21 protein-coding genes are annotated in these 21,308 nt (G+C 29.3%); 20 read left to right on the forward strand and 1 reads right to left on the reverse strand.

The window, feature by feature from the left end:
• Positions 1-15 precede the first annotated feature (15 nt).
• The 18 genes from ACJDT4_RS14995 (at position 16) to ACJDT4_RS15080 (ending at position 16,063) form a co-directional block, all read left to right on the forward strand.
• The gene (locus ACJDT4_RS14995) at positions 16-1,239 is read left to right on the forward strand and encodes a glycosyltransferase family 4 protein (protein ID WP_406788383.1); all 1,224 of its coding nucleotides are present in this window, start codon (positions 16-18) and stop codon (positions 1,237-1,239) included.
• Positions 1,240-1,353: 114 nt separating this feature from the next.
• Positions 1,354-2,580 carry an O-antigen ligase family protein gene (locus ACJDT4_RS15000; RefSeq protein WP_406788384.1) on the forward strand — a complete coding sequence of 409 codons (1,227 nt, stop codon included), beginning with the start codon at positions 1,354-1,356 and terminating at the stop codon, positions 2,578-2,580.
• 21 nt (positions 2,581-2,601) lie between these two features.
• Positions 2,602-3,252 carry a sugar transferase gene (locus tag ACJDT4_RS15005; protein ID WP_406788385.1) on the forward strand — a complete coding sequence of 217 codons (651 nt, stop codon included), beginning with the start codon at positions 2,602-2,604 and terminating at the stop codon, positions 3,250-3,252.
• 21 nt (positions 3,253-3,273) lie between these two features.
• Positions 3,274-3,840 (forward strand): acyltransferase, encoded by a 567-nt coding sequence (locus ACJDT4_RS15010; RefSeq protein ID WP_406788386.1) that lies wholly within the window; start codon positions 3,274-3,276, stop codon positions 3,838-3,840.
• Between the two features lie 40 nt (positions 3,841-3,880).
• Complete coding sequence (locus ACJDT4_RS15015) at positions 3,881-4,588, forward strand: WecB/TagA/CpsF family glycosyltransferase (protein ID WP_406788387.1); 708 nt, start codon at positions 3,881-3,883, stop codon at positions 4,586-4,588.
• A 58-nt stretch (positions 4,589-4,646) separates the two neighbouring features.
• On the forward strand, positions 4,647-6,077 hold the full coding sequence (locus ACJDT4_RS15020; RefSeq protein WP_406788388.1) for a flippase: 1,431 nt from the start codon (positions 4,647-4,649) through the stop codon (positions 6,075-6,077).
• Positions 6,077-7,210 carry a glycosyltransferase family 4 protein gene (locus tag ACJDT4_RS15025; RefSeq protein ID WP_406788389.1) on the forward strand — a complete coding sequence of 378 codons (1,134 nt, stop codon included), beginning with the start codon at positions 6,077-6,079 and terminating at the stop codon, positions 7,208-7,210. The genes ACJDT4_RS15020 and ACJDT4_RS15025 overlap by 1 nt, the downstream gene beginning before the upstream one ends.
• Complete coding sequence (locus tag ACJDT4_RS15030; protein WP_406788390.1) at positions 7,203-8,111, forward strand: glycosyltransferase family 2 protein; 909 nt, start codon at positions 7,203-7,205, stop codon at positions 8,109-8,111. Before ACJDT4_RS15025 ends, ACJDT4_RS15030 begins: the two co-directional genes overlap by 8 nt.
• 49 nt (positions 8,112-8,160) lie before the next feature.
• Positions 8,161-8,727, forward strand: a complete 567-nt coding sequence (locus ACJDT4_RS15035) for a nitroreductase family protein (RefSeq protein WP_406788391.1) — start codon at positions 8,161-8,163, stop codon at positions 8,725-8,727.
• Positions 8,728-9,268: 541 nt separating this feature from the next.
• Entirely contained in the window at positions 9,269-9,904 is a 636-nt protein-coding gene (locus tag ACJDT4_RS15040) for a cyclodeaminase/cyclohydrolase family protein (protein ID WP_406788392.1), read from the forward strand.
• A gap of 26 nt (positions 9,905-9,930) precedes the next feature.
• A complete protein-coding gene (locus tag ACJDT4_RS15045) occupies positions 9,931-11,694 on the forward strand; it encodes an Eco57I restriction-modification methylase domain-containing protein (protein ID WP_406788393.1) in 1,764 nt (587 codons plus the stop codon).
• A gap of 204 nt (positions 11,695-11,898) precedes the next feature.
• Positions 11,899-12,234, forward strand: coding sequence for an anti-sigma F factor antagonist (gene spoIIAA, locus ACJDT4_RS15050; protein WP_406788394.1), 336 nt, complete (start codon positions 11,899-11,901; stop codon positions 12,232-12,234).
• Between the two features lie 13 nt (positions 12,235-12,247).
• Positions 12,248-12,682, forward strand: coding sequence for an anti-sigma F factor (gene spoIIAB, locus ACJDT4_RS15055; protein ID WP_406788395.1), 435 nt, complete (start codon positions 12,248-12,250; stop codon positions 12,680-12,682).
• 62 nt (positions 12,683-12,744) lie between these two features.
• On the forward strand, positions 12,745-13,503 hold the full coding sequence (gene sigF, locus ACJDT4_RS15060) for an RNA polymerase sporulation sigma factor SigF (RefSeq protein ID WP_406788396.1): 759 nt from the start codon (positions 12,745-12,747) through the stop codon (positions 13,501-13,503).
• A gap of 152 nt (positions 13,504-13,655) precedes the next feature.
• Positions 13,656-14,108 (forward strand): stage V sporulation protein AC, encoded by a 453-nt coding sequence (gene spoVAC / locus ACJDT4_RS15065; protein WP_406788397.1) that lies wholly within the window; start codon positions 13,656-13,658, stop codon positions 14,106-14,108.
• Between the two features lie 13 nt (positions 14,109-14,121).
• Positions 14,122-15,150 carry a stage V sporulation protein AD gene (gene spoVAD / locus ACJDT4_RS15070; RefSeq protein ID WP_406788398.1) on the forward strand — a complete coding sequence of 343 codons (1,029 nt, stop codon included), beginning with the start codon at positions 14,122-14,124 and terminating at the stop codon, positions 15,148-15,150.
• A complete protein-coding gene (gene spoVAE, locus ACJDT4_RS15075; RefSeq protein ID WP_406788399.1) occupies positions 15,143-15,502 on the forward strand; it encodes a stage V sporulation protein AE in 360 nt (119 codons plus the stop codon). The genes spoVAD and spoVAE overlap by 8 nt, the downstream gene beginning before the upstream one ends.
• 6 nt (positions 15,503-15,508) lie before the next feature.
• Positions 15,509-16,063 (forward strand): stage V sporulation protein AE, encoded by a 555-nt coding sequence (locus ACJDT4_RS15080; RefSeq protein ID WP_406788400.1) that lies wholly within the window; start codon positions 15,509-15,511, stop codon positions 16,061-16,063.
• A gap of 124 nt (positions 16,064-16,187) precedes the next feature.
• Here the strand turns inward: ACJDT4_RS15080 and ACJDT4_RS15085 are convergent, their stop codons facing one another.
• Positions 16,188-18,557, reverse strand: coding sequence for a transglycosylase domain-containing protein (locus ACJDT4_RS15085; RefSeq protein ID WP_406788401.1), 2,370 nt, complete (start codon positions 18,555-18,557; stop codon positions 16,188-16,190).
• A gap of 184 nt (positions 18,558-18,741) precedes the next feature.
• On the opposite strand from ACJDT4_RS15085, the gene yunB reads away from it, so the two are divergent.
• Together yunB and hflX are read left to right on the forward strand one after the other, a co-directional pair.
• Positions 18,742-19,416: a sporulation protein YunB gene (gene yunB / locus ACJDT4_RS15090; protein ID WP_406788402.1), complete on the forward strand. Its 675-nt coding sequence runs from the start codon at positions 18,742-18,744 to the stop codon at positions 19,414-19,416.
• Between the two features lie 81 nt (positions 19,417-19,497).
• Positions 19,498-21,300, forward strand: coding sequence for a GTPase HflX (hflX, locus tag ACJDT4_RS15095; RefSeq protein ID WP_406788403.1), 1,803 nt, complete (start codon positions 19,498-19,500; stop codon positions 21,298-21,300).
• The last annotated feature ends 8 nt before the right edge of the window (positions 21,301-21,308 follow it).

Raw genomic sequence — 21,308 nt, forward strand, 5'->3', positions numbered from 1 at the left:
TCGAGGAGTGAAAAAATGAAAATACTATTTTTAACTCAATATTGTCCGCCGGAGGTTGGAGCACCACAAAATAGAATTTTTGAAATGGCAAAACATTTGAAGAAATTTGGACATGAAATCACTATACTTACAGCAATGCCAAACTATCCCAAGGGTGAAATATTTGATGGATATAAAGGTAAAAAGCTAGTTAAGGAAGAAATTGATGGAATAAGCATTGTTAGAACAAGTATATATACTTCCAAGGAAAAGACGTTTACTAAAAGGCTTAGAAATTATTTGTCTTTTACTTTTTCATCCGTGTTTACAGGTGCTAAAAATGTTGGAGATCAAGATGTGGTAATAGTAGAATCACCACCACTTTTTCTTGGTTGGTCTGGATATGTCATATCAAAGAAAAAAAAGGCTAAATTTATATTTAATGTATCGGATTTGTGGCCAGAATCAGCTGTGAAATTGGATATGCTTCATAATAAAATGCTTATAAATATGTCAACAAAGCTTGAAGAATTTTGCTATAGGAAGGCAGCAGCTGTAACCGGTCAAACTCAAGGAATAGTAGATAATATAGTATCTAGAGGTTTTGATAAAAATAAGGTTCATCTTATAACTAATGGTATAGATACAGAACTATTTAAACCAGAAAATAGAGATGAAAAGCTTAGAGAAGAGTGGGGAATTAAAGATAAGTTTGCAGTTTGCTATGCAGGTATACATGGTATTGCTCAAGGGCTTGAAGTTATTATTAATGCTGCAGAAATATTAAAAGAGCATGAAAATATACAATTTGTATTTGTAGGGGAAGGACCTGAAAAGCAAAAGCTTATAAATATGGTTCACGAAAAGGGACTTAATAATGTAGCATTTATAGGACTTCAACCAAAGAAAAATATGCCTAAAATAGTTGCTTCTATGGATGCTGCAATTATACCTCTTAAAAAGCTTGATATTTTCAAAGGAGCACTTCCTTCCAAAATATTTGAAACACTTTCATCTGAAACAGCTATAGTGCTATCAGCAGAAGGTGAAGCAGAAAGACTTATAAAATCAGCTAATGCAGGTATAGTGGTAGAACCAGAAAACTCTAAAAAGATGGCAGATGCAATTTTAAAGTTGTATGAAAATCCTGAACTTAGAGATGAACTAGGTAAAAATGGACGAAAATATGCTATTGAAAATTACTCGAGAGTTAATATAACTAAAAAAATGGAGAAAATACTTTTGGATTTAAATAAATAATTTATTTATAGCGATAAAACATTATGCATTACAAAATGTTAATATTTTGTAATGCATAATTTGAAATTGATTTTGTTAGGCCTAAAATGGTAATAATAAAAGATGGTGATTTGTATGAAGCTTTTGGAAAAATTAATGCTCGGTATTATGTGTATATATATATTTATATTGCCAATAAACAGTTTTAAAGTAGATAAAATAGAAATGCTGTTCTTTGGAATATTAATATTATATAATTTATTATGCTTTATAATAGAAAGTACAAGGAAAAAGGCCATAATGGATTTAATTATGTTTTTTAAAGATGCATTGTGTTTAGCTATATTAATTTTTGTGATTATTATGTGTATATCAATATCCTATTCTAAAGATAGATCCATTGCATTAAGTGAAACTATAAGGTTTTTTTCCTATATTATGATTTTTTACACAATTAAATTTAAATTTAATGAAAAAAGCTATATAAAAAAAATAATAGTGGCATTATATTGCAGCACAGCAGTTGTTGCGGTTATTGGAATATATCAATATATTACAGGTGGAAAAGGTGTTGCTAAAGAGTTTAAAACCGGCTTTGATTATACTAAAGTTAAAATACCATCAACATTAGGTAATCCAAATAGCCTTGCAGCATTTATGGTTATAGCTATTTTTCCTATTATTATGATGATAATATATGAAAAAAGTAAGCTGAAAAAAAGTTTATATGCATTGTTTACATTAGCTATGTTTTTTAATATAGTATTTACTTATTCTAGAAGCTCATATGTTGGAATTGGAGTAGGTTTAGTTTGTCTATTGTTTTTTTATTCATTAAAAATGCTTGTTGTTTTGGTGCCAGTGTTTTTATTTGGCTTTTTTAATTCTAAAGTTAGAGAAAGAGTTTTAAATATAGCAAGTAGTTCTCAAAATGTGACAAGATTTAAATTATGGAAAATAGCTTTAAAGATGGTTAAAGATCATCCTATACTGGGTGTTGGAAATGGAAATTATGTTACAAGATACGATGAATACGTGAAAAGATATCCTTATTTAGAGTATGGGTACAGTCATTTTCCGGCACATAATTCATATCTTAAGGTATTTAGTGAACTTGGAATAATTGGAATAGTTAATTTTGTTTCTATAATAATATTGTCAATTATTCATGTGAAAAAATTTGTGGATATGACAGATGATAAATTTTTTAAATATTTTTTTACTGGTTTTTTAGCAGCAACAATTGCATTTTTAGTAATGAATACTGCAGATAATTTATTTTTCGTTCCTAAAGTAGCTACTTTTTTTTGGGTGCTTTTAGCTTTATCAGAAGCAGCGTATTTAAGAGAGAGAAATTTATAATATAAGGGAGTAGATTATTAGATGGATAATGATATTGTAATAGATCCTATAAAAGATATTAAAAATAAAAAAATCCAATTCATAGTAAAAAGATTTTTTGATTTTATTCTTTCTTTGATCGGTATAATAATATTGAGTCCTATACTTTTAATTTTGTTTATTGCTATAAAATTAGATTCAAAGGGACCGGCAATATTTAAGCAAGTTAGAGTTGGAGTAAACGGTAGGGAGTTTAAAATATATAAATTTAGGACTATGGTAGTGAATGCAGAAAAGAAAAGAGCACTTGAAATAGACCCTGAAAATTTAGATAAGTTTGTGTTTCAAAGTAAAAGTGACAACAGAATAACTAAGGTTGGAGGCTTTTTAAGAAAAACTAGTCTTGATGAATTGCCGCAGCTTTTTAATGTTTTAATTGGAAATATGAGCTTAGTTGGGCCAAGGCCAGAAATACCTGATGTAGTTAAATTTTATCCTGAAAACTATAAACAGAGGCTTATGGTTGTGCCTGGTATTACGGGTTTAGCTCAGGTGAGTGGAAGAGGAGAAATTGAACTTGGAAAAACTATTTTTTATGATTTAACCTATATTAAAAATTTTTCTGTAATATATGATCTTAAAATTTTATTTAAAACATTCATATCTGTATTTAAACATGAAGGAGCATTTTAATTTATAAGGAAGGTTGAACCAGTGAAGAATTTTATTAGGAGTATAGTTAATTTGGCTTTACATTTTAATATATGCATAGTTAAGCTTAAAGCTAAAGTTTTAGGAGACTATATCATAAATAAATATATTGAAAACTGTAGTGAACGCTTTTTAGCTTTTTCTTTAAAAGAATTTGGAGTTCAAGTTGCGTTAAATGCTAATATAAAAAGAGGATTAATACTTGATAACACATATCGCCAATATACTAAATTGCATATTGGTGATAATTGTTTTATAGGGAGAAAAGTTTTTTTTGATCTTGCTGATGAAATTTTTTTGGAGAAAGATTCTGTTGTTTCAGAAGGAGTAAGTATAATTACTCATCAGGATGTTGGTAAGAGAATGATTAGTGAATTTTATAAGAGAAAGCAAGCAAAAGTTGTAATTAAAGAGGGAGCATTTATAGGTGCAAATGTAACTGTCTTATGTGGAATAACTATAGGTAAATGTGCAGTTGTAGGTGCAGGAGCAGTGGTAACTAAAGATGTTCCTGATTATTCTGTTGAAGCAGGGGTACCAGCAAAATTTATAAAGAAACTTAGAAATTAAAATTTAGATACTATTCTAAATTTCATATGGAGGACCGATTATGTCTGTAAATATTCTTGGTTATGAAATATATAGTAATACAAAAAGTGAATTATTAAGCGATATCAGCAGCATGGATAAAGTTAATATAATTTCTGGAAATCCAGAAGTACTTTATAATGGTCTTAGCAATAAATTTTTATTTGCTAATTTTACAAATAAAAATTCTATAATAATTCCCGATGGAGTTGGAGTTGTACTTGCATCTAAGCTTATAGGCAATCCTGTCAAAGAAAAAGTGGCGGGTATAGAAGTTATGGAGGATATAATAAGAAAATGTGAAGTTGAAAATAGAGGGGTTTATTTGGTTGGCACGAAACAGGAGATAATTGAGGCCTGTGTACAAAATATACAGAAAAAATATCCCAGACTTATAATTTCTGGTTTTCATAACGGTTTTTTTGATCTAGATAATTGCAGCGATATTATTAATGATATAAAAACTTCTAAGCCTTATGCTATTTTTGTTGCTATGGGCAGTCCAAGGCAGGAAAAGTTTATTGTCAAGTATATGGATGAACTTCCGTGTACAGTTTATATGGGAGTTGGTGGAAGCTTTGACATTTTTGCAGGTGCTCTTAAAAGGGCTCCAAGATGGATGATTAAATTGGGACTTGAATGGCTTTATAGAGTTATTAAGGAGCCTTTTAGAATAAAAAGATTGGGTGCGATACCTGTTTTCTTAATTAAAGTTCTAAGAAGTAAATAGAGGCATAGTAAAAAAATGACTATTGATGTTTTTTTATATGCCTAAGAGGAAGGTAAGAATGAATAAAATAGCTAAAAATTTCTTGTTTGTAATTGTATCTAATTTGCTAGCTCAAATTATAGTTTTTTTTACAGGAACCCATTATGCAAAGATAATAGGAAAATCTGCCTTTGGAGATATTACAACTATTCAAGCTATAATGACATATTTAACTATGCTTGTTTTATTTGGACTTCAAACTTATGGTACAAGGGAAATTGCAAAGGATAAAAATAGTACATCTTATATAGTAGGTGATACCTTTGCATTTAGATCAATACTTCTTGTCTTTGCAGCGGTAATAATATTCTTTATTTATGTAATACTGGGGGTTAGTGAAAAAAATACATCTTTAAGGATGTTACTAATAGTATATGGTATTACACTTATTCCAGCAGGCATGAATATAGATTGGGTATATAACGGAATTCAAGAGATGCAATATAATGCTGTGTATAATATAATAAAAAATATTATACCTTTTATTTTAATATATATTTTTTTAAGAAATAAGAGTCAAATTTATTATATACCATTGTTTACTTTTGTAGCCTTAGTGCTTGGAAGTTTGTATCAATTGTATATATATTTTTTTAAGGTGAAATTTAAGCTTAAAGTCAATTTAAATAAAGCAAGAATAAATGATTATATTAATTTTGGCTTTCCGTTTTTAGTATCTGGTATTCTGGCCATGATAAATGGAAATGTTGATAAAATTATAATAGAATTTACAAGGGGAAGTACCGAAGCAGGTATTTATTCCTCTGCCTATTACATTATTAATTTTTTAATGAATGTTGAAACCATGATTTTTACGGTTGTATTTCCTCTTTTCATTAATTATTATAATAATAACGATAAAAAATCTTTAATTAAAATAGTTGATAAAACAACTAAGATTATTGTAGCATTGGTTATGCCTCTTGTTCTTGGTGGTTTTATACTTTCTAAAGAAATTATGGTTATGTTTTTTGGAAAAAGTTATTTTGAGGCATATGCTCCTTTTTCTATACTTTTAATATATATATTGATTCTTTTTATAAGAGAAGTGTATGGGTATGGACTAAATGCCTGGAATATGGAAAAGAAGTATCTAAAAGCTGTTACAGTGTCATCATTTTTTAATTTAATAATGAATCTTATTTTGACACCTGTGTATGGAATAAACGTTGCTGCATTTATAACTGTTATTTCAGAGGTTATAAATCTTTATTTAATGAGAAAATATTCCTCAAGTGTTGTTAAAATTTCTTCATTAAAATATATTTTAAGAATAGCAATACCATGTGTTGTAATGTGTACTATAACTATAGGGCTAAAAATTTTTATGGTGAATACTGTATTAAATATAGTAATCAGTGCTTTAGTTTATTTAGCTTCAGTGTTCTTATTTAAATATATGACTTTAAATGAGATAAAAGATTTTTTACTTAGAAAGAATGGTGTTTAATGAGGTACTGTGTTTTATATCCCAAAACAGAAAATGTACATTTGACAAAGGATGTTGGAATGATTGCATACAAATTAAACCAATTATACGGTTATGATGCATTTGTAGCAACTTATAAGAATGGAGAATATCCGTATTTAGAGGATGAAGTTAAAGGTCTAAAAATGGATTTTATAAAAAGACAACACAGTCATTTTAGAGATGCTTATTTGTATCTCAAGAAAAATGCTTCTAGTATAGATATACTCCAAATATTTCACATGACTTTAAATTCCGTAGTTTATGCCTTTTTATATAAAATGTTCAATAAAAATGGTGTGGTGTTTTTAAAATTAGATTGTACAAAGATTCTTGTAGACAAGATTAGACAAATGAATATGATTCAAAGGCAGATATTAAATGTATTCTTAAATAAGGTGGATATTATAGGAGTAGAAAAAAAGGAAATATTAAATGAGCTTCTATGTGAATTAAAGGCACACAAGGATAAGCTGTTGAATGTACCTAATGGTTTAGATTTTAGCAAAAGTGAAATTAAACCTAAAACTAAATTTAGCAATAAAGAAAATATAATTTTGAGTGTTGGAAGAATAGGAAGCCCTGAAAAAGATTCTAAAATATTGATGGATGCTTTTTCTAAGGTAGATAAGAATATACTTGGAAACTGGAAACTTGTTTTTGTGGGTCCCATAGAAAAAGGATTTGAAAAGGAAATAGATAATTATTTTAAGGAGCATGAAGAGCTTAAGGGTAAGGTAATATTTAAGGGGCCTATATACGATAGAAAAGAACTTTATGATGAATATAGAAAAGCCAAAATATTCTGTCTCACTTCTAAATTTGAAAGTGTTGGAATAGTACTTATTGAAGCTGGAGCTATGGGTGATGTGATAATTTCTACTAATGTTGGTATAGCAGATGAAATTGTAAGTAATAATAACGGTATTGTAATAAATGTAGGAAATGTTTCAGCCCTTACTGATGGAATTATGAGACTAATAACAAGTGAAAAATTAGCTTCAGCATCCCAAATAACAGAAAGGTTTTGTAGAGATAATTATAATTGGGATACTATAGTCAAAAAGCTTCACAGCAAAATAATAGATATAAAGGGAAATGATATAAATGAGTGAACCTAAGGTTTTTATTGTAATATTAAACTATAATACCATTAATGATACTTTAGAATGTATTACTAGTTTAAAAAATATAGATTATATTAATTATGAAATAGTAGTAGTAGATAATTCAGAAACTGTGGATTGTTATAATTTACTTAAAGATAAGTTTAATGAATATAAAATAATAAGAACCGATGAAAATCTTGGATATGCTAATGGAAATAACATAGGGATAAAGTATGCTTTAGATAATGGAGCAGATTACATATGTGTTTTAAATAATGATGTAGTTGTAGAAGAAAACTTTTTGTCTAAAACAGTTGAGGTTTTAAATAATAATAAGGATGTTGGAATTGCAGGACCATGTATATGTGAGTATAAGGATAGAAGTAAAGTACAATGTGCAGGTGCAAGTATAAGCTTATATACCGGACTTACTAGGCGTGTAGGCAAAGGAATGTCTTATGACAACAAGGACAAGGAAAACATGGTTGTTGATTTTCTTGGAGGAGCTTGCTTTGTGTGTAAAAGACAAGTTTTTGAGAAGATAGGACTGATACCTGAAAATTATTTTTTGTTTTTTGAAGAAACAGAATTTTGTATTAGAGCGCAAAAAGCTGGATATAAGTTATTATGTGTGTATGGAAGTAAAGTTTATCATAAAGGTTCTGCTACAATTTCAAAATTTGGTGGACTAAGTTATTATTTTTTAAATAGAAATAGAGTTGTCTTTATAAAAAGAAATTCTAACGCTTTTCAGAAAGTTATTTTTTCTATGTATATTTTTATTGAGGCAATTGGAAGGATATTAATAAGAAGAGAGCCTAAATTATTAATTAAAAACTTAATTTGTGGTTTTAAGGCCGATATAAATGAGGTACATTCAAAAGAAAGAAAGCAATTTATAAGATGAATAAAAATTTAGTTTTTGAACACTCTATATTTAAGGAGTGTGATTTTTTATGGATTTTTATGAAGTTATAAAAAAGAGAACTAGTATAAAAAAGTTTAAAAATACGCCAATTCCTAGTGGAAAATTAAATAATATGATTGATGCAGCTATGATGTCTCCTTCATGGAAAAATAAAACTTCGTATAGTTTTATAATAATTGATGATGAACAAAAGAAGAATGAGATAGCTGATTGCGTTTTAAATAATACTGATGAAGCAGCAGAGGCTTTAAGAACAGCTCCGATAGCTGCGGTTGTTGTTGGTGATCCAGAGGATTCTGGAAAGATAAATGGAAAAGAGTATTATTTGGCAGATAGTGCAATAGCTATGGAACATTTTATACTTGCAGCAGCAAATGAGGGGTATGGAACTTGCTGGATAGCTTCTCTTGATGAAAATAAAGTAAAAACTTTACTTAGGATACCAGAAAAGTATTCTGTCGTAGCAATAACACCAGTTGGTGAATTTGATGAATCTAAACCTCATAATGAGCCTAAAGATTTGCGTGAGCATGTATATAAAAATTATTGGAGTATGGCTTATAGTGATAAAAAGCATCTTGCAATAAATAGATAATTAATTATTCTATAATATAATTTTAAACTTCAGAGGACCAAACATCTTCTGAAGTATTGTTATGCAAAGATAAGTAAGCTATAGATAGATAACTTGGAATATTAAAATTAGCTGAATTCTATTTTAGAACATGTTGGTTATATGAACATATATCAATTAACAATGGACAATTGACAGAGGACAGTTAAGGTTGACTTTCTTCCGTTTCACTATAGAAAGTCTTAAACTTAATGCTGGCGACAATTTTTTAAAATTATCTGCTTGTCTCGCTTAGCAAAGCTAAGCATGGTTAGTTATAATTAAAGATTTATCTGAAAGAAGTGAAAGATAAATCATCCTTAACTGTCAATTGTCCTCTGATTAAAGTATTCAAAAATCACTTGTAAAATTATAACATTAGCCATTTCAACCTTTCGGCGTGTTTATCTATAATAGCTTTTAATGAAATACATAAGTTGATAAATAGTTAGGTTGATTGTATAATATTTTTATTGAAAATTACAACAGATTATTTGGCATTTAATGAAAGGAAGAAAATAAAATGATGGGAAATTTAACAATTGAACAGTTTTTAACTGCCCTTGCGTCTGAAGCACCAACACCAGGTGGAGGGGGTGCTGCTGCACTTATATCAGCTATTTCAGCGGCTCTAAATAGCATGGTTTTTAACCTCACAGTTGGAAAAAAAGTATATGAAAGTTATCCGGATGAAATTAAAGGACTTATAAAGGAAAATTTAGAAGCTTCAAAAAAGCTTATAGAATTTTTTACCTTGTATATGGATAAAGATGCGGAGGCTTTTTCCCAACTTATGAATTCTTATAAGTTACCAAAAGAAAATGAAAGTGAAAAAAATGAAAGAAAAGCTGCTATAGAAAATTGTACTAAAGAAGCAGCAGAAGTTCCAATGACAGTAGCGGAAAATGTTTATAAATTATACCCCATAATATGGACTGCATGTAAATATGGAAATAGAAATTTAATATCAGATGCAGGTGTTGCAGCAGTATTAGTACAAGCTTCTTTGGAAAGCTGCATACTTAATGTTAAAGTTAACTTAAACTATTTGAAAGACATAGATTTAAAAGATAATATGAGTAAAAAATGTTCTGATTTAATCGTTAAGGGCGAAGAATGGAAAAATAAGATTATGAAGTTTATATATGAAAATATTTAAATTTATATATTTGGAATGGGGATAGAATGCTGGAGAATTTTAAAAATGAAATTTATAAATTATATGATGTTCTTAATAGTACAATTACGCTTAAAAATAAGCTTTTAAAAATAGATGATTTAAAGAAAAAATATAGCATAAATGAGGAACTCTCAAATGCTTATTACAAATATATATCTTTAAGTAGAGAAAAGGGTGTTGTGTATACACCTCATAAAATAGCACAGTATATAATTCAAAATACTATAAGCTGTAAAGACATAATAGAAAATCCATTTATAAAAATAATTGATCCAGCTTGTGGTAGTGGCAATATTATACTTCCGGCTTTTAAGTATTTAAAAAAAATTTATGTAGAAAATTTAGAAGAAATAAACTTAAAAAATAACTTGAATTTGGATGAAATGAACTTAAATTATCATATAGTTAAAAATAATTTATTTGGTTTTGATATAGATAAAACCGCAATAAAAATATTAAGTATAGACTTATTTTATGAATCATCCTGTCTCACAAATAATTTTCTGCAAAAAGATTTTTTAATTGACAATATAGCTTATAAATACGATATATTTATAAGTAATCCGCCGTATATTGGACTTAAAGCTATGGATAAGAATTATTCTTTAAATTTAAAAAAGATGTATTATACGTATAAGGATAAAGGTGATATATCTTATTGCTTTTTTCAAAAATCTATGGAATCAGTTACAGAAAACGGAAAGCTAGGGTTTATAACCTCTAGATACTTTTTAGAGTCTTTAAGTGGTGAAAAACTAAGAAAAGTTTTAAGGCAATCGTCTTCAATATATAAAATTGTAGATTTTTACGGTATAAGACCATTTAAAAATGTTGGAATAGATCCAATAATGATTTTTTTAAGTAATAAATATTCTAGAGATAATTATATAAAAGTAATAAAACCACATTACGTTAAAGGAAGCAGTAAGAAATATTTTTACAATTCTCTTTTTTCTGGCAGCTCAGAAAATATGAATGAGTTTTTAATAAAACAATCTTCTCTTGATGATAATGGATGGATACTTATAAATGCTGCTGAAAGAAATATAATAAGAAAAATAGAACAATGCAGTCATAATAGCTTATATGATATATGTAATAGCTATCAAGGCATAATAACTGGTTGTGATAAAGCCTTTATAGTTGATAGTGAAACTATAGAAAATGAAGGTATAGAGAAGGAATTTATTAGACGATGGATTAAAAGTAAAGTTATAAGAAAAAATTATATAGAAGCTGAAAACAAATATATAATATATTCCGACGAAATTAAGGATATTGAAGCATATCCTAATATACAAAAACATTTAAGCAGCTACAAGGCAAAGCTATCAGGAAGAAGGGAATGCGTAAAGGGAATAAGGGCATGGTATGAACTTCAGTGGGGAAGAAATAAAGATATATTTGAAGGTGAAAAAATAATTTTTCCATTTAAATCTTCTAGCAATAGATTTGCACTTGATAAGGGAAGCTATTTTAGTGCAGATATATATTCGCTCATATTAAAAGATGATATGCCTTTTAATTATGAATATTTGTTATACATATTAAACAGTAAGGTATATGAATTTTACTTTAAGACATTCGCTAAAAAGCTTGGAAATGATTTATATGAATATTACCCAAATACAATTATGAAGTTATATATACCGGATATGAATAAATTTAATTGTAATTATACAGAAGAAGGTATGTATGATGTATTTGGATTTACAGAAGATGAAGTTCGTATAATTGAAAATAGTTTTAATAAGGAAAGTAAAAGTTAGCGGCATGGTTTTCAATTTTATACCATGCTGTTTTGTGTTGTTTTTTTTGAAAATTTGCACACAAAATTAAAAAATGATTATTTTAGTGAATATTATTTATATAATATGTCAATAATTGAAATATAAAACTTTTATTATAAATGAAGGAAAATAGTGCGAATTATAGAATACATATAAAGAATAAATTTTGAGGGGATGCTTTATATGAATTTAGAATTTGAAATTAAAAATGATAAATTAATAGCAACTATTATAGGAGAATTAGATCATCACAGTTCTGATGAGATTAGAAATAGGATAGATGATAGGATAGATAGAGGAGGATATAAAAAAGTAATTTTAGATTTTTCAAATGTAACTTTTATGGATAGTTCTGGTATTGGAGTTATTATAGGCAGATATAAAAAGCTAAAATTGCTTAATTCTAACTTGTGCATTGCAAATGTCAATAAGTCAATAAAAAAGGTTTTTGAGCTATCTGGTATATTTAAAATAATAGAAGTTTATAGCAGTCTTAAAGAAGCTGTTGAAAGTCTTTAATGGGGGGATTTTAATGTCTAATAATAAAATGAAACTAGAATTTTTAGCTAAATCTGAAAATGAAGGTTTTGCAAGAGTCACAGTGGCAGCTTTTGTATCTCAACTTGATCCTACAATTGATGAAATTGAAGATGTTAAAACTGCTGTATCAGAAGCAGTTACTAATGCTATTATTCACGGTTATGAAGGCAGAGAAGATGGAATTATTCAAATTACAGCTTCTATAAATGATAATGAATTTACAGTTGAAATTATGGATAAAGGTATAGGTATTTCTGATATAGAAAAAGCCAGAGAGCCATTATATACTTCTAGACCTGATCTTGAGAGATCTGGAATGGGATTCACTATTATGGAGAGCTTTATGGACAATATGAAAGTGGAATCTGAGTACAAAAATGGTACAAAGGTTACAATGAAAAAAATATTTTCTTCACTTAAACAATAAAATTAGTCACTTAAGTGCCATTATGGGCTAGGAGGAGGGAAAAAGCGGATAATCCGTAATTTATGGAAAGTGAAAATGTTCTTAAAAAGGAAGAGTATAATTATGACGATAATAGAAAGCTGATAAAATATGCAAAAGAAGGAAATAAAGAAGCTTTAGATAAATTGATAAAGAATAATCTTCCACTTGTTTCGGCTATAAGCAGAAAGTTTTTAAATAGAGGTTACGAATATGATGATATATTCCAAATAGGTTGTATGGGGCTTGTAAAAGCTGTAAATAACTTTGAAAGTAAATACAATGTAAAATTTTCTACTTATGCAGTTCCAATGATTATGGGTGAGATTAAAAGATTTTTAAGAGATGACGGATTAATTAAAGTTAGCAGAAGTGTAAAAAATACAGCAAGGCAATTACATTATGATAGAGAAAAATTAGTGAAAAAATTAAACAGAGAGCCAACTATAGATGAATTATCTAAGTTCTCAGGAGTAAGTACTGAAGATATTGTTTTTGCTACAGAGTCTACAGTTAATACTCAATATTTATATGATGTAGTTCATCAAGATGATGGTTCTCCAGTACTTTTAATTGATAAAATAAGCAAAACTGTAGACGAGGATGCAGAGGTCATAGACAAAATAGTTTTAAAGGAAGCTATAAATAACCTTGATTCTAAATCTCGCCAAATAATAATATTAAGATATTTTAAAGATAAGACGCAGATACAGGTTGCTAAAATGCTTGGTATAAGTCAGGTTCAAGTTTCAAGAATCGAAAAAAGAGTATTAAAATTGATGAAAGAAAAATTGGAAAAATAGATACACTTAAAAAAGTGTGTCTTTTTTTATTATAATAAAAAGGTTTTATTTATGCAAAGACCAAAATTATGTATGGATAAAATTATTATACACATAATAAAGTTAAGACATTAATAAAAAATCTATCAAGTAAAATTTAAGGAGTGAAGCTTATGAAAGTGAGTGAGGAAAAAGTAAAGAGGGATTTTAAAACATTATCTCAAAATTCAAAACCTAAGCCAAAGATTGTAAAAAATTGTATTAATGCTTTTATAATTGGAGGGTTAATATGTGATGTTGGTCAATTTATTTCTAACATTTTTATGAGCTTTGGTTTCCCAAAGGAAATTGGTGCAAATTACACAACTATAGCAATGGTTTTTATTGGAGCCTTTTTAACTGGTATTGGTGTATATGATAAAATAGCAAATGTTGCAGGTGCTGGAAGCATTGTACCTATAACTGGTTTCGCAAATTCAGTAGTAGCACCTGCAATTGAATTTAAAAAAGAAGGTTTTGTGTTTGGAGTTGCAGCTAAAATGTTTACTATAGCAGGACCGGTTCTCGTTTATGGAATAGGATCCTCTGTTATAGTAGGAATAATATATTATTTTTTTGTAAAGTAGGGTGATTTTTAGTATGAGTAAAAGAGTAGGAAGTCAAACTGTTAAATTTGATACAAAACCTAAAATAATAAAAACTGTATCTATAGTAGGACCTAAGGAAGGTGATGGACCTCTTAAGGATTATTTTGATATCATACTTGATGATGATATGAATGGAGAAAAAAGCTTTGAAAAAGCTGAAAGCAGTATGTTATATAATGTCATAACTGAAGTAATAAAAAAAGCCAAACTTGCTGAAAAGGATATTGATTTTTTATTTGCAGGAGATCTTCTGAATCAATTATCTTCTTCGAGTTTTGCTGCAAGAGAACTTGAAATACCATTTTATGGGCTTTTTGGAGCATGTTCTACTATGACAGAGTCGCTTAGTATAGCAGCAATGGCAATAGAAGGGCAATTTGCAGAGCATGTTATTGCAGCAACCTCATCTCATTTTTCTTCGGCTGAAAGACAATTTAGATATCCTCTTGAGTTTGGCTCACAAAGGAAGCCTAATTCTCAATGGACAGTAACAGGAGCCGGAGCTATGCTTCTTGCTAAAAATGGAAGCTTTCCTTGCATTACATATGCTACTACCGGCAAAGTAAAGGATTATGGTGTGAGTAGTCCAGATAGCATGGGAGAAGCTATGGCACCAGCAGCAGTTGATACCATAAAGCAGCATTTTAAGGATACTGGAAGAAAACCTTCAGATTATGATCTTATTGCCACTGGAGATCTTGGCAGAGTTGGAAAACAAATAACTCAGGAACTCCTAAAAAAGGAGTATGGTTATGATATAAGCAGCATTTATATGGATTGTGGTGAGAAAATTTACGATTGTGAAAAGCAAAATACTAATTCAGGAGGAAGTGGCTGCGGATGTTCGGCAGTGGTAGATTGTGGGTATATATATAAAAATATGCTTAAGGGTAAGTATAAAAAAGTGCTTATAGTTTCTACAGGAGCTTTGCTGAGCACGACATCAAATCTTCAAGGAGAATCAATACCTGGAATTGCTCATGCTGTTTCTATAGAATTTGGAGGTGATAAAAATGCTTGATTACATAATGAGTTTTTTAGTTGGTGGTGCAATGTGCTTGATTGTTCAAATAATAATAGATAAGACCTCAATTACTCCAGGAATAATTCTTGTTAGTCTTGTGACTTTGGGAGTAATACTTGGTGCCTTTAATATATATGATGTTTTGATTAGGTATGGAAAAGCAGGTGCTACAGTTCCGCTGCCCGGGTTTGGAAATTCTCTTGCAAAGTCAACTATAAAAGAAGTAAAATCAAGTGGGCTTATAGGTGCATTTACAGGTGGAATAAAAGGAACAGCAGGTGGTATAACTGCATCTATATTTTTTGGTTATATAATGGCTTTAATATTCAATTCAAAGACGAAAGGATGAGTTTAATTGAATAGAAGAGTCATAATCATAACTGATGGTGATTCAATAGCAAAAAAGGTTATCGAGAAAGCTGCTGCTATGACAGGATGCAGAACTTTATCGATTTCTAGTGGTAATCCTACAAAAGTTAAAGGTAGTGAAATGGTAAAGCTTATCCAATGTGTAAAATACGACCCAGTAATAGTAATGGCAGATGATAGAGGAGATACAGGTAGAGGTAATGGTGAGAAAGTTATAGATTATTTGATCAAAAGCGAAGAAATAAATGTAATGGGGATAATAGCAGTTGCTTCTAATACCCAAAATGCTAGTGGTATAAGAGTGAACTGTTCAATTAGTAAAGATGGTAAAATATCTAAAAACTCCGTAGATAAACACGGTAATATAAAAGAATCAAAAGTTTTAGTAGGAGATACTGTTAATACTATAAATCCTTCAAGTGTTAGTCTTGTTGTTGGAATAGGAGATCCTGGAAAGATGGGATGCACTGGAGGCATAGATAGTGAGTGTTCTATTTTAGCTAAGGCCATAAATATAATTATAAGTGCATATCATATTTAAAATTATTTATGTAAAAATAAATTAAGAACCTCTAACAGTATAGCGAAGAAAAATCAATATTGATTGAAAATAAGGTGAAACAACAATGCTTAATGTTATAAAATATTGTTATTTCACCTTATTTTTAATGTTTTCCTTGTTCGTTATTTGGTGGAGGAGTGTTATTTCCACCTGTATTATTATTAACTGGAGTACTATTTCCACCAGTATTTGTATTATTACCATTACCGTTATTATTTGAAGGTAAAGTATTACCAGTGTTTGTATTAGATGGTACATTAGTATTACCTTGTGGTAAAGTTGGAGGCTTATTAGTATTGACAGTTGGCGTATTTGGATTACTATTTTGGTTGTTCGTATTGTTTTGTTCTTGCGTTGCGGTATCATTTGGAGTTAAGTTTGAAGGCTCAGTTCCATCAATAAATACATCATTACCTATTTGTGAGACTCCATCAGGCATAGCAATATCTTTAATTGGCTTATTTTTATTAGCTATAGCCATTATTTGTCCCCAAATACCAGCAACAGATGGACTGTATATTCCGCATGCAGAATTATCATCATTTCCAACCCATACTGCAGCAGAGTAGTATGGTGTAAGTCCGCAGAACCATAGGTTCCTATAATCTGAAGCAGAACCTGTTTTACCACCAGCAGGCATATCTCCAAGTTCTAATCTAGCCTTATAACCTGTTCCATAATCACTCATTGGAGCACCAAGCAAATTGTACATTACGTAGGCAGCTTGTGGTGAAATAACCTTACGGGTAGAATAGTTACTTTGGAGAAGAACATTTCCTTTTTTATCTACAACTTTTGTATAAAGCCTTGGAGTGCTGTACAAACCATTATTCCCAAATACACCATAGGCAGCAGCCATAGTAAGTGTATTTGTACCGTGAATTTCACCTAAAGCTAAGGCAGCTATACTTGATTTATCAGTTTGATTAAGGCTTAAACCAAATTTTTCAGCGTAAGCAGCCCCGTTAACAAGCCCTACTTTATCTTCTAGCTTAATTGCAACTAAGTTTGATGATTTCCCAAGTGCTTCTTTTAGCGTCATAGATGCATTTGTTGGAGCTTCATCATCAGTAGGATTATAAGGGGATCCGTTTGATCCATACTTGCTTTGTAAATCAGATGAAAGAGGAGAGTCATCAATAGTGGATCCGGCAGTTGCAATTTTAAGGTCAATAGCAGGTGCATAAACAGTAAGAGGTTTAATACTAGAACCTGTTGATCTTAAAAAGTTATTTGAATAAGCTCTATTGTAAGAAGTTGGAGGCTGATCGCCCCTTCCACCTACCAAAGCCTTTACTTCTCCAGTATGATAGTCATAAACAGCGGCAGAAGCTTGAGGTTCAACTATTCCATTTTTATTTGTTGTAGATTTCCAGCTCAAATAATCTGTATTATTAAGTTTATTTTGAACAGAATTCTGCAAATCAGTATCCATAGTAGTATATATTTTAAGATTACCATCACGAAGTAAGCTATCAACTTCTTCATCCGTATAGTGATATTGTGATTTTAGGTCTCTTTTCACTTGATTAACTGCAGGGAGTGAAAACCATTCATAATTATATTTGTATGATATTTTTGAAGCTGAGAAACCTAATTTGTTACTATTTAAATCATTTAAGGCAGTTTGATACTCTGAATTACTTATGTAGTTATTTTCTTTCATTTTAAATAGCACAAGCCTAGTTCTGTTTAAATATATGTTATGATTCTTATTTGCATTAGGTGAAAATGGATAATATGCAGATGGACTTTGCGCTAAACCAGCAATAAAAGCACATTGTATTAAATTTAAGTCCTTAGCATCTTTGCTAAAATATTGCTTTGCAGCAGCTTCTACTCCATTAGCTTGACCACCTAAAAATATAGTATTCATGTAAGCTTCTAATATCTGCTTTTTTGTTAAAGCCTTCTCAAGCTGCATAGCTAAATATGCTTCTTGAACTTTTCTTTTTAGTGACAGTCTATTTTGAAGAGAGGAATTAAGAAACATTCTAGATTTTATAAGCTGTTGACTTATTGTAGATGCACCTTGAATATTATTTTGTTTGTGAATTTTTGATTTAATATCATTATAAAAGGCACCTGCAATTCTTTTTAAATCTATTCCTTTATGTTTGTAGAATCTTTCATCCTCTATACTTACAAAGGCATTAGCTAAATTATTTGGTATTTCATTCATCGTAATGACATACCTTTTTTGACTTGTAATAACTGTGTCTATTTCATTTCCTTTATCGTCATATAATTCGGAAGGTTGGTCTAAATTTAATATAGTTCCGTTAACATCTAATGCGGGGGCACTTTTTACTGTTGCAAAAATAAAGCCAGCACCTGCTACCGATGTTAAAATAAATATAAAAAACAATAAAAGGAGTATAGTTTTTAAAAATTTAAAACGCTTTTTTTTCTTTTTGGATTTTATATTTTTTTTCGTAGTCTTCGTTTGTTTTGTTTTAACATTTCCGGACATAAATTTCCTCCTTATGTAAATCACTATGTTGAATAATTATAGCATATAATAAGAAAATAATAAATCCATATTTGTACAATAAATACATAAAATTGTAATACTATAATAAAAAATTTTATTCACACATATTATTATAGTATGAAAATCTACAATTTTAAATAAGATTATAATTATAATTTAGAAGGTGACACATATTAATAATAAGAAAAAAATAAAAATATGGATATTAATAATATTTACATTTATACTAATAATATTCAATATATTCTTGTATACGCTTGATAAAATAATAACTCCTACAGTATTAGCGGCTGGTGATATTGAAATACGTGAAAAAGTAATTTCAATCATAAATGGAGTTTTAATAAGTAATTATAGTAACAATTTTAATTATGATGATATAATTAAGGTAGAGAAAGATGATTATGGAAATATTTCCCTCATTAGGGCTAATACTCTTAAGATGAATAAAATAGCCTGTGATGTGTCATTAGATGTACAAAACGATATAAAAAAGATGGGAGAGTTAGGTGTAAGGCTTCCAGTTGGATATATTTTTAAAAATAATCTATTATCATATTTTGGACCTAAAGTTACTATAAAAATGGAGCCTATAGGGAATATTGAAACTAAGTATAAGTCAGTATTTGAAAGTGCAGGAATTAACCAAACTAAACTAAGTATATATGTTAATGTAAGAACTAAAGTGAGAATCATTATTCCAACTGATTATAATGACATAGAAATTAAAAATGAAATACCAATATCTGAGACTGTTATTGTTGGTAAAGTACCAGATTCTGCATTTCAACTTGATTTAAATAGTGCAGGATTTAAATTGCCAGAAAAGGATAAGTAAGATGTTTACAATAATGATTTTCTAGTATACAATTATATGGAATTTACAAGCCATAAAATATGATAAAAAGAGGTTGATGTTATGGTATCAGGAAATATTGAGGGAGTTAGAACTTCTATCTTAAATGAACTTGATAAGATATATAATGTGGAGGTTCCAAAAACAAATATTATAACCTTTGAGATTTTAAGATTATTAAGTGAGATTTCTAGTTTTATTGATAGAGAGATAAGTGTAGCAGTAAATAGAAAAGGAAAAGTAATAAGTGTTTCAATTGGAGATAGTAGTACAGTTGAAATGCCATTAGTGGATGCTAGGGAGAAAAAGCTTTCAGGGGTGAAGGTAATACATACTCATCCAAATGGCAATCCTAAATTGTCTGCTGTAGATATATCGGCATTGTTAAAGCTAAAATTAGATTGTATAGTTTCAATAGGAGTTTTAGATAAAAATATAACCGGTTTTTGTATAGGATTTTGCAGCATTGAAAATGATATATTAAAATCAGAAGAAATAGGTCCTATAAATTTGGAAGAAATCTTAGAATTTAATTATTTAAGTAAGGTTCAATATTTAGAAAATGCTTTAAAAAAACTAGATGAAGTAAAAGAAGACAATATTGAAAGAGCTATACTTGTAGGTATAGATAGTGAGGAAAGTATTAAGGAATTATCTGAACTTGCAAAGTCTTGTAATGTAGAACCAGTTGCTAGTATTATGCAAAAAAGAGATAAGATAGATAGTGCTTATTATATAGGAAAAGGAAAAGTTGATGAAATAGCTCTTATGAGACAGGTTAAAAGAGCAAATGTTGTTATATTTGACGATGAACTTTCTGGCTCTCAGGTAAGAAATCTAGAAGAAAATATAGGAGTAAAGGTAATTGATAGAACTACTCTAATATTAGATATATTTGCAAGAAGAGCAAAGAGCAAAGAGGCAAAAATACAGGTTGAATTGGCGCAGCTTAAATATAGAATCCCTAGACTTCAAGGGCTTGGAAGTGTACTTTCTAGAACTGGTGGAGGAATAGGAACAAGGGGACCTGGAGAAAAAAAGCTGGAAACTGATAAAAGGCATATAAGGGAGAGACTATATGATCTTGAAAAAGAGCTTAAAAAAATCAGCAAAACTAGGGAAGTTCAGAGAGAAAGAAGAAATGCAGGAAAATTACCTCAAATATCGCTTGTAGGATATACGAATGCTGGAAAATCAACGCTTAGAAATTTAATTTGTGAAATTGCAGCACCTAAAGAACATTCAAGCAAAGAAAATGTATTTGAGGCAAATATGTTATTTGCAACTTTAGATGTAACAACAAGAGCTATACGTCTTAAAAATAATAGGCTTGCAGCACTTACCGATACGGTTGGATTTATAAGAAAGCTTCCTCACAGCCTTGTTGAATCCTTTAAGTCTACGCTTGAAGAGACTATCTATGCGGATTTACTTGTTCATGTTATAGATGCTTCTTCAAAGACAGCAGTGGCACAAATTGAGGCAGTAAACAGTGTTTTAAATGAACTTGGAGCAATAGATAAAAACATGATTATTGCACTTAATAAAGTAGATAAGGTTACAGATGAAAAATTAAATGAATTAAGAGAATATTGCGCTGAATATGATGTGGTTGAGATTTCAGCCAAAGAGAGAATAAATATAGATGAATTATTAGATAAAATTGAAGTTAAGATTTCAAATAAAACTAAGGAAGTGGAGTATTTAATTCCATATGATAATCAGAAGTTTACAGCATATATCCATAAGAACTCCAATGTTGAAATTGAGGAATTTAGGGAAAATGGTACTTATCTCAAGGCGATAGTTGATGATAAAACCTACAACAAATGCAAAGAGTATATGATTGATGATTTTAGGGAGTGATTTGTATT

This window comes from Clostridium neuense (assembly GCF_045310695.1).
In the GTDB taxonomy this organism is placed as follows: domain Bacteria; phylum Bacillota; class Clostridia; order Clostridiales; family Clostridiaceae; genus Clostridium_S; species Clostridium_S neuense.

Coding starts and splice junctions, on each gene's coding strand:
- ACJDT4_RS14995 (WP_406788383.1), top strand. CDS start 16: ATGAAAATACTATTTTTAACTCAATATTGTCCGCCGGAGGTTGGAGCA.
- ACJDT4_RS15000 (WP_406788384.1), top strand. CDS start 1,354: ATGAAGCTTTTGGAAAAATTAATGCTCGGTATTATGTGTATATATATA.
- ACJDT4_RS15005 (WP_406788385.1), top strand. CDS start 2,602: ATGGATAATGATATTGTAATAGATCCTATAAAAGATATTAAAAATAAA.
- ACJDT4_RS15015 (WP_406788387.1), top strand. CDS start 3,881: ATGTCTGTAAATATTCTTGGTTATGAAATATATAGTAATACAAAAAGT.
- ACJDT4_RS15020 (WP_406788388.1), top strand. CDS start 4,647: ATGAATAAAATAGCTAAAAATTTCTTGTTTGTAATTGTATCTAATTTG.
- ACJDT4_RS15025 (WP_406788389.1), top strand. CDS start 6,077: ATGAGGTACTGTGTTTTATATCCCAAAACAGAAAATGTACATTTGACA.
- ACJDT4_RS15030 (WP_406788390.1), top strand. CDS start 7,203: ATGAGTGAACCTAAGGTTTTTATTGTAATATTAAACTATAATACCATT.
- ACJDT4_RS15035 (WP_406788391.1), top strand. CDS start 8,161: ATGGATTTTTATGAAGTTATAAAAAAGAGAACTAGTATAAAAAAGTTT.
- ACJDT4_RS15040 (WP_406788392.1), top strand. CDS start 9,269: ATGATGGGAAATTTAACAATTGAACAGTTTTTAACTGCCCTTGCGTCT.
- ACJDT4_RS15045 (WP_406788393.1), top strand. CDS start 9,931: ATGCTGGAGAATTTTAAAAATGAAATTTATAAATTATATGATGTTCTT.
- spoIIAA (WP_406788394.1), top strand. CDS start 11,899: ATGAATTTAGAATTTGAAATTAAAAATGATAAATTAATAGCAACTATT.
- spoIIAB (WP_406788395.1), top strand. CDS start 12,248: ATGTCTAATAATAAAATGAAACTAGAATTTTTAGCTAAATCTGAAAAT.
- sigF (WP_406788396.1), top strand. CDS start 12,745: ATGGAAAGTGAAAATGTTCTTAAAAAGGAAGAGTATAATTATGACGAT.
- spoVAC (WP_406788397.1), top strand. CDS start 13,656: ATGAAAGTGAGTGAGGAAAAAGTAAAGAGGGATTTTAAAACATTATCT.
- spoVAD (WP_406788398.1), top strand. CDS start 14,122: ATGAGTAAAAGAGTAGGAAGTCAAACTGTTAAATTTGATACAAAACCT.
- spoVAE (WP_406788399.1), top strand. CDS start 15,143: ATGCTTGATTACATAATGAGTTTTTTAGTTGGTGGTGCAATGTGCTTG.
- ACJDT4_RS15085 (WP_406788401.1), bottom strand. CDS start 18,557: ATGTCCGGAAATGTTAAAACAAAACAAACGAAGACTACGAAAAAAAAT.
- hflX (WP_406788403.1), top strand. CDS start 19,498: ATGGTATCAGGAAATATTGAGGGAGTTAGAACTTCTATCTTAAATGAA.